The 7,945-nt window shown below is 66.8% G+C and carries 7 protein-coding genes and 2 pseudogenes; 4 read left to right on the plus strand and 5 right to left on the minus strand.

What is annotated here, in order from left to right:
- A pseudogene (locus tag ACIRP2_RS36970) lies at positions 1-295 on the plus strand (hypothetical protein); the annotation flags it as partial.
- A 225-nt stretch (positions 296-520) separates the two neighbouring features.
- On the plus strand, positions 521-904 hold the full coding sequence (locus ACIRP2_RS36975; protein WP_404258156.1) for a DUF1963 domain-containing protein: 384 nt from the start codon (positions 521-523) through the stop codon (positions 902-904).
- A 118-nt stretch (positions 905-1,022) separates the two neighbouring features.
- On the opposite strand, the gene ACIRP2_RS36980 is transcribed toward ACIRP2_RS36975, so the two are convergent.
- Entirely contained in the window at positions 1,023-1,871 is an 849-nt protein-coding gene (locus ACIRP2_RS36980) for a hypothetical protein (protein WP_404258157.1), read from the minus strand.
- A 432-nt stretch (positions 1,872-2,303) separates the two neighbouring features.
- Here ACIRP2_RS36980 and ACIRP2_RS36985 point away from each other — a divergent pair, with 432 nt between their 5' ends.
- Complete coding sequence (locus ACIRP2_RS36985; RefSeq protein ID WP_404258158.1) at positions 2,304-2,729, plus strand: GNAT family N-acetyltransferase; 426 nt, start codon at positions 2,304-2,306, stop codon at positions 2,727-2,729.
- 992 nt (positions 2,730-3,721) lie between these two features.
- On the opposite strand, the gene ACIRP2_RS36990 is transcribed toward ACIRP2_RS36985, so the two are convergent.
- Positions 3,722-4,414 carry a histone-like nucleoid-structuring protein Lsr2 gene (locus tag ACIRP2_RS36990; RefSeq protein WP_404258159.1) on the minus strand — a complete coding sequence of 231 codons (693 nt, stop codon included), beginning with the start codon at positions 4,412-4,414 and terminating at the stop codon, positions 3,722-3,724.
- Between the two features lie 129 nt (positions 4,415-4,543).
- Between ACIRP2_RS36990 and ACIRP2_RS36995 the strand changes: the two are divergent.
- Positions 4,544-4,972: pseudogene (locus ACIRP2_RS36995) on the plus strand (IS5 family transposase); the annotation flags it as partial.
- 197 nt (positions 4,973-5,169) lie between these two features.
- On the opposite strand, the gene ACIRP2_RS37000 reads toward ACIRP2_RS36995, so the two are convergent.
- The 3 genes from ACIRP2_RS37000 to ACIRP2_RS37010 form a co-directional block, all read right to left on the minus strand.
- Positions 5,170-5,718: a hypothetical protein gene (locus tag ACIRP2_RS37000; protein WP_404258160.1), complete on the minus strand. Its 549-nt coding sequence runs from the start codon at positions 5,716-5,718 to the stop codon at positions 5,170-5,172.
- A 362-nt stretch (positions 5,719-6,080) separates the two neighbouring features.
- The gene (locus tag ACIRP2_RS37005) at positions 6,081-6,233 is read right to left on the minus strand and encodes a hypothetical protein (protein WP_404258161.1); all 153 of its coding nucleotides are present in this window, start codon (positions 6,231-6,233) and stop codon (positions 6,081-6,083) included.
- Positions 6,234-6,970: 737 nt separating this feature from the next.
- A protein-coding gene (locus tag ACIRP2_RS37010) for an IS5 family transposase (protein WP_404258162.1) occupies positions 6,971-7,779 on the minus strand; the annotation gives its coding sequence in 2 pieces (ribosomal slippage) (positions 6,971-7,440 and positions 7,440-7,779; 810 coding nt in all).
- Positions 7,780-7,945 lie beyond the last annotated feature (166 nt).

Here is a 7,945-nt window from a genome sequence, read left to right on the forward strand (position 1 = left end):
CAGCTGGGACGGATCGGTGCGGGCGTGGGACCTGGCCACCGGCCAACCGATCGGAGAGCCCTTCACCAGCCACACCAGCGGGGTGAGGGCGGTGGCGACGGGGGTGGTGGACGGCCACCCGGTCGCCGTCACCGGCAGCGATGACTATACGGCGCGAGTATGGAACCTGGCCACCGGCCGACTCGTGGACCGGGAGTTGGTGTTTCCAGCAGGGGTGAACACCGTGGCCGTTTCCCCGGACGGTCGTCTGGTGGTGGGGTTCGGCCAAGAGGTGGCAGTACTGACCCGCTGCTGACATGTCCCTGCACGGTGCATCCCGGGGTATCCGCCGCACGGCAGCCGACGCCTGGGGCACGCCGACGTCAGCTGTTCGGGGTGGTGATGGGGCCGGGTGCGCGCGGCTGGCCGGCCTGGTCGGCCAGCCCGGAGGTTCCTGCCACACGTGCGTACACGCGCATCCGGCACCATTCCAGAGCCCGGAACCAGAGTGTGCTCATAGGATCGGGGGCATCGTTGGTTGGTGCGAACCGGGTGTCGGGCGGGGCGTGGCAGCGACACCCGGCACTGGCCTCATCCCCGCGACACCCCGGCCGAGCTCAAACCGTTCGTCCGCGCCTTCGGACACCTGCACACCCAAATCGACCACCAGATCGGCGGCCACGCCGTGGCTTTCCAAGGCCCGGTGGAGTACGAGATCGCGAACTCGACGCTCAGCGGCATGCACGAGTGGGGCGACCAACCGCTGGACCAGGAAGCCGAACGCTGGCCCCTGCTCGCCCAGTTCGGCAGCGACAGCGACGCGGAGATGACCTGGGGCGACGAGGGCACCCTCTACTGGCTCACCCGCTCCGAAGACCTCGCCGCCCACCGATTCGACCAGGCCCGGCTCACCGTGCAGGTCTAGCCAGCCCCCCACTGCTCGTGACGGCTCGCTCTTCCGGCGGTCCGTTTCGCCGCAGGTATAACCGGCTGCGCTTCTCACCGGAGGAGCGCAGCTGATCGCGCTACACCATGTGTACCGGTCACAAACGCCAGCGCAGCAAGCCCGTTCCCGCCGCGTCCGTGGTGAGCCAGGTTCCGTCGCCGAGGCAGCGCACCACGCGATGGGTGTCCGACGAGGGATAGAGCACGGGGCCTTGCAGCTCGTCCGAGGACAGTTGGTAGACCCAGTGCTGGGAGGGCTGCGGCAGGCTTTCGTCCGCACAGGACGAGACGACCAGGCAGGTGTCCGCCGTCAGATATCCGCCCTCCCAGGTCACCCAGCCGTCGTCCTTGGGCGAACTGAGCGGTACGCGGTTCCGGGCCAGGGTCGCCAGGTCCTCGCCATCGGGGAAGCGGCACCGATGCAGATCCTTGTTGAATCCGGCCGTCAGGAACTCCCCGCCGTCAGGCGATATGTCGAGCAGGACCCGCTTGTTGTCCGCGAGACCGTCATAGTCGAGCAACGGCGGCCGACCTTCGTCTTCGTCGACGTTCTCGCCGTCCGCTTCCTCGGGAAGTCGGCTCCAGTACGTGTAACAGCCGTTCTGCCCCTCACCGATGGAGAGCAGGACGTGCACGCCGTCCGGGTGCAGGGATTGGGTGGCGTAGTACTCGGTCATGCCTTCCAACGCGGTTTGAGCGATCACCTCGCCCGTCACCGAATCCAGCACCGCCCACAAATCGCCGTCGTCTGGGTCTTCGTCATCCACGACAAGTGCCCATACATACTTTCCGTCCCGGCTTACCACGCAGGACCGGTGGACCAAGTCCTCCTCCGACGTTCCCTGCCGGTGAACCCAGCGCTCGACTCCTTCGGCCCCGACCGCGAGGACCCCCTGCGGCATTCCGAACACAGCGAACGAAGCATCCGGCGCGATCGCCCAGGACACCGTGAAGTCACTTGTCTCCTGAGTGTCGGGAACCGGAAAGCGTGCGCAGGCCCGCACCTCCCCTTCGCCGCCCCGGCGAGCGCGAAGACTTCGACGTGCCCGCCGTTCAACAGGCCGACAAACTCCGCTCCGGGCGTCCGCGGCACAAGCCCGTCCCCCGACTGCCACACCACTGTCTCCGCCACCAAAACCGCTGATATCACCATGAACTGTCTCGCCTTCCCGCGTCATCCGGGGTCGAGGCGTGATTCTGGCACGGCCCACCGACAGTGATTCGTCATCGGGGGGAGTACGCCAGCCGAGCCGGTCATCGTCGGTGCGCACCACGACATCGGGTGCGCGGCATCGGGTGCACTCAGTGGCCGGCCCCCCGGCCGATCAAGGCATGGGCGGAGGGCCACATGGAGGAGGTCCTCACCCATCGCGACGGGTATGACCTCAAGCAGAGCAACTCCGCAGACTGATCACAAGACCGCCGGAACGATCATTCTTACCGCAGAGGCAGAAGAGGGGTTGTGGTCGGAGGCCGAGCTGAGCGAGCCCTCGATGTTCATCAACAAACTGACTGTTGCGCAGGAGTGCGCGGGGCAGAACCTCGGCGGCAGGCTCTTGGAATGGGCGGGCGATCGCGCTTACCGAGCCTCCACCAAGTGGCTCCGCCTTGATGCTTGGACGACCAACGCGCGCCTCCAGCGGTACTACCTGGATCAAGGCTTCGAGCATGTCAGGACCGTCCTCGAAGGCGGCGCCGTCAACGGCGGCCCGCGAGTCTCCGGCTGGCTTGCTCAGCGTCCCGCCCGGCTTGCCGAGCACGGTTTCACCGACGAGGCTCCCAGCCCTGAACCGCTGCCTGTCTGAGCTGTTACGGGTTTCTCTACCTCATCAAGGCACCCGGCTGCGCTCCGCTCCGCCGGGCGCGCTTCCCGGCTCTGGCTGCGCCCGCGCTCCTGCCTTCAGCTCGTTCGGCGCTGCCGCCGCCGACGCGCGCCCGCATTGGATAGGCCGTGGGGCATGAGACGAGAACCAAGCCTGCGGTTTCAAGACATGCCTCGCGGGGGCGCTCAGACTCCGGGATGGGAGGGGCACCGTTCGCGAGTGCCGGCCGGGGCGTGGCGAGCGTCGTGGGGCTCCCATCCCGACCGCCTTCGCCCCGGGCAGAGCCGAGCAGACGCGGCCCCTGGCGTCCAGGTCGTTCGTACAGTGGCGCGCTCCACCTGGACGCCAGGAACCACGCCCGCTCCACGGTGTGTGGGTCGAAGGCGGACAGGACGGGAGCTGGGGTGAGTGGTGGATTGGTGTGAGTGGCGACGGTGCGAGAAGGCATCACTACAGTCCCAGACATGAAACCAGGGAGACTGAAGCGGTTCGGCGCATCGTTCATCACGATAGTCAGGCACGTTGTTCGACGCCCGTTGCTGATCCTGGCACTCGTGTCCATCTGTACGGCGACGACCGTGCTCCAACATGCGTTGCCGCAGCCATGGGACGGCCTGCCTTACGGCTTCGGCTTGATCGCAGGTATGTGGTCGATCTCGCTAACTCTCCCGCGAAGCCACGAGGATCAAGGAGCCGACGACTGAGCGTGCCCGACGCGGCAGCACCCCGCGGCGGGACACGGGAAACGCGATGATGCGTCGGCAGCCACGGTCTTCCACTTGGATCACGGGGCGCTGTTCCAGGGCCGCGAACCGTTCGTCGCGGCAGGCACGCGGTCGAGTGCGGCATCAGCCGCCTCAAGAGACACCGGGCCGTGGCCACCAGATACGACAAGCTCGCAGTCCGCTACGAGGCGACAGTCCTCATCGCCGCGATCAACGGCTGGCTGTGACCCATACCTTCGGACCCGGCGCTCACCGTGATGCTTCGTACGCCTCGAGAATGGCTGCGGGGATACGTCCGCGGTCATTGACCAGGTAGCCGTTCGCACGAGCCCAGAGACGTACGGGTTCATCCTCCGGACGCGGATTGCGTCCACGGGCCCTGCCAGGTCCGCCCCAGGCACCCGAAGAAACTCCCTCAAGCTGGTCAGCCACATCCTGAAAGAAGGCGAACAACGAGGCGTACTCGCTGTCTTCAGGGAACGACCCCTCGCTCCAAGACCCCACCGTACCGGTGCTCGTGTTCACGAACTTCCCGTAGACACCGTCGAGCTCCGAGACGATCGGCACCCACTCCCTGCGCCAGGACGGGTAGTCAGTATCGCCGGACGGTGCCAATTCCGCCATGGCCATCTTGTGGAGGTAGACACGCTCGACGTCCATGAGGCCCAGAAGGAGTCCGCCACTGGGGAGGACGCCCGGGCACCCCAGCGCCACCAGACCCGATCCGGCATGAGGCTGCCGACCTGCATCGATGTCGTGAGCCAGAAACCACTGCCGCAGCTGCTCTGGCAGTTTTAGGCCCATGCGCAGTTCGGCTTTGTAGATGGCCGCCTGACTCCCCGGGCCGCCGAGAGCAGCGAACACATCAGGGGCATGATGTTGAAGCCACGCGGTCACCCGGCCCCACGCCTGCCGTGCGTCTCCTGCCTTCTGAGGATCCATAGGTAGACCGTACTCAATGCCACTGACATTGATACTCGTAGCGGGTTCCCGGTGGTCGTGGCTCTGCCACTGACTGACGTCCTGCTGGGCTGTCTTCGGGCTGTACCGTCCGGCTGCTGGGGCCCGTTCGGGCGATGCCGCCCCCTCGCGTTCGTCCTGACACCCGGACACTACGGTGACGGCCCTCAACTCGAGCGCGTGTTGGAGCAGGTCTCCGTGCCCCGCACCGGAGTCGGCCGACCCCGCACCAAGCCCGACCGCGTCCTGGCGGACAAGGCCTACACATCCCGGGGAAACCGCCGTTACCTGCGACGACGCGGAATCCCACACACCATCCCCGAACGTCTCGACCAGCAGAGACACCGGCGGAACCGAGGTTCTCGAGGCGGCCGGCCCACCAGGTTCGACAGCGAGCACTACAAGAAACGCAACACCGTCGAACGCGCCATCAACCGGTTGAAGGGCTTCCGCGCAGTCGCCACCCGCTACGAGAAACGCGCCTCCATCTACCTCGGCACCGTCACCCTCGCAGCCCTCATGATCTGGCTCCGAACATGATCCGAGAAACAGCGCCTAGTGGCCTGCGCCGGCTGGCCGCTGCCGCTGGTTGCCAGGGAGCCACTGCTTTAGGAGCGTGGAGCGATGACGGCCCTCCTGGAGAAGGCACCGCGGCTGAGCCTGGCGCCCGAGCCGAACGCAAGCCCAACTTTGTCATCAAGGGGCTCGACGGCCTTCAGGCGAAGGTCTAGTCGCCGTCAGGACGCGCCCAGGCGGCGGGCCGCGAGCTGGATCTCCAGGGGCGTTCCCGGGGGTTCGAGGATCATGAAGCCAGCCTCCTCACCCCGGTGGTAGATCTTCAGGCGCGGCCCGTCGACGGCCAGGCGCAGTTCGGCCCAGGGGTGAGCCCACAGCAGGTTGGAGTGCTCCCAGAGCTGGAGGTGCCGGGAGGTCAGCAGCAGTTGAAAGGGCGGGTTCTCGTACGGGGTCGGGCCCCGCCTGGGCGTGAATGGCGGCCGCACGGTGTAGGTGCTGACCAGCCTCTCACCGGGTCCAAGCGTCTCCGCACGGATCGCGTTCTCGCGGCCGGTCCTCGCCCCCGCCCAGCCGGCGAAGGCGCTGCACACCACGGTGAGCGGCACCACGATCAACCAGGGGACGCCGCGGGCAGCCCCCGCGACGCCCTTGACGGCGATGAACGCGGCCGCGAGACAAGTGGCCGTGGTACCACCGGCGACGGCAGCTCGGCGTATCCGCCGCTGTCTTTCACCTTCCGTGGTTCCGCGCTCCGCGCGCTGTCGTGCCATGTGGCATCTCCTTCCACGTCGAACAGCTCGTTCGCGACGTGGTGAAGGACTCGGCAGGGTGCCCGACGGTTGCATCTGCACGGAATTTCCGTCACCGTCCAACGCGCCGGACCAGCGCCCAGGGCACCTCGCGCGGAGCGAGGTAGCCCGAAGATCGGCGGTTCGCCCGCTAACCCCCAACTCGCCCCACCACTCACCCCAGCTCCCATCCCGTCCGCCTTCGACCCACAGACCGTGGAGCGGGCGTGGTTCAGGGCGTCAAGGTGGAGCGCGCCACTGTACGAACGGCCTTGACGCCCTGGGCCGCGACTGCTCGGCTACGTGATGTCAGCCGTGGGGGACACAAGGGAGGTCCGGGGCCATCAGTAGCGGAACCGCGCGGTGCCGCCTTCGACGTGGATGAGGAAGTCTTCGATCGTCTCAGAGTCGGGGACTGAGACCAGGGCCGGTTTGAGAGCGTCGACAGCTTCCAGGGCCCTGATGATCGCGTCCTCGTCGCTATCGTTGCTCTCCACGGCTCTGGTCCATGCTTCCACGGTGGGTCGCATTGGCTCCCAAGCGGACGTCGGCCTGAAGCGACATTCAAACCACGGCTGGGCTACCTGGTCGAGCACAAGGGTGCCAACGTGCACGTCCCCCTGCATCAACCACCATGATCGGCTCACGGCCCTTCCCTTCTCACGGCTGGCAGCACTGTAGGCCCTGGGCTTGGGAAGCTGCGATCATTTATGGCTGCCTCGGGCGCTGACCTGGGCGAACAATCGGATCGTGGCTCCGGGGATGCGCTACTTCCGGGCCGGTGCGGTGGTGTTGCCGCCCTCTCCCTTCCCGAGGCTGTCAGCGATGTCAGTCACGGACGTCGGCGACCCCGGACCCGCCCTGCCGGCGTCGCCTAACCAGATCCCGCACCAGGTCCCAGGCAGTCCCAGCACCGATCACCAGCCACACCACACGCACCCACGCCGCACTGCTGCTACTGGCAGCTCCCCACACAGCCGCGACGAGACGCACCACCGTCCAGCCGTCGCTGTCGAGAAAGGACCGATCCCGCCCCTGCGACACCACCTGCTCCCCCCTACGCCCAGCCGACGGACGTACCCCTGAAACCCCTGAAACGGCATGCGAACGCCGCCCGTTGCCCCCATCATCCAACAGGCCCCTGAAACGCAAGAGGCCCCGGATCACTCCGGGGCCTCTTGCCTGTACGCACTCGACAGGATTCGAACCTGCGACACCCGCTTTACTGATCATTTCAGAATGAGGTCCGGAGTCTTCTCAAGCAGATGATGCTGCAGGCGAGTTGGAGTAGGCCGAGGTGGAGGTCGGCGCGTATCTCGTAGCGGATCCGCAGGCGTTTGAACTGGTGGAGCCAGGCGAAGGTGCGCTCGACTACCCAGCGGGTCTTGCCCAGTCCGGAGCCGTGGGCTGTGCCCTTGCGTGCGATCTTCGGCGTGATGCCGCGGGCCCGGAGGAGGCGGGGGTACTTGTCGTAGTCGTAGCCGCGGTCGGCGTACAGTCGGCCCGGCCGGTGACGCGGACGACCCCGGACACCGCGGATGCGGGGTATCGCGTCCAGCAGCGGCATCAACTGGGTGACGTCATGCCGGTTTCCGCCGGTCAGCGAGATCGCCAGCGGTGTTCCGTGCCGGTCGGTGATCAGGTGGTGCTTGCTGCCCGGACGCGCGCGGTCGACCGGCGAAGGTCCGGCGTGAGCCCCCCTTTGAGCGCCCTGACATGCGAGCCGTCCACTGCCGCGTCATCCATGTCCAGCAGACCGGCCGCCCGCAACTCCGCCAGAAGGACCTCGTGCAGACGAGGCCAGACACCGGCCTCGGGCCAGTCCCTCAACCGCCGCCAAGCGGTCACCCCGCTGCAGCCGGACCTCTCCGCAGGAACATCCGCCCAGCTCACGCCCTTGCACAGCACGTAAACGATCCCACGCAGGGCAGCTCGGTCGTCCACCGGCAACCGACCCGGATACCGTCGGCGCCACGGTGGGCGGGAAGAAAGCAGCGGGGCTACCCGCTCCCACAGGTCATCAGGCACAAGATCATCCGGCACCTGCAGAACTCTGCCGCCCTCACGCCCAACTGCCAAGCCCCTCAAGCACACTCATTCTGAAATGATCAGTAACGAGTTGGTGCGTGATAGCGGGTGAGGCGTCGTTGCTGACTGGTGGCATGATCCGGGTGTGGCGATCACGTCAAGCGGTCGGTTCTCTCGCGTC

It is taken from the genome of Streptomyces sp. NPDC101194, assembly GCF_044767885.1.
GTDB lineage: Bacteria > Actinomycetota > Actinomycetes > Streptomycetales > Streptomycetaceae > Streptomyces.

Coding starts and splice junctions, on each gene's coding strand:
- ACIRP2_RS36985 (WP_404258158.1), top strand. CDS start 2,304: ATGACCTCAAGCAGAGCAACTCCGCAGACTGATCACAAGACCGCCGGA.
- ACIRP2_RS36990 (WP_404258159.1), bottom strand. CDS start 4,414: ATGGATCCTCAGAAGGCAGGAGACGCACGGCAGGCGTGGGGCCGGGTG.
- ACIRP2_RS37000 (WP_404258160.1), bottom strand. CDS start 5,718: ATGGCACGACAGCGCGCGGAGCGCGGAACCACGGAAGGTGAAAGACAG.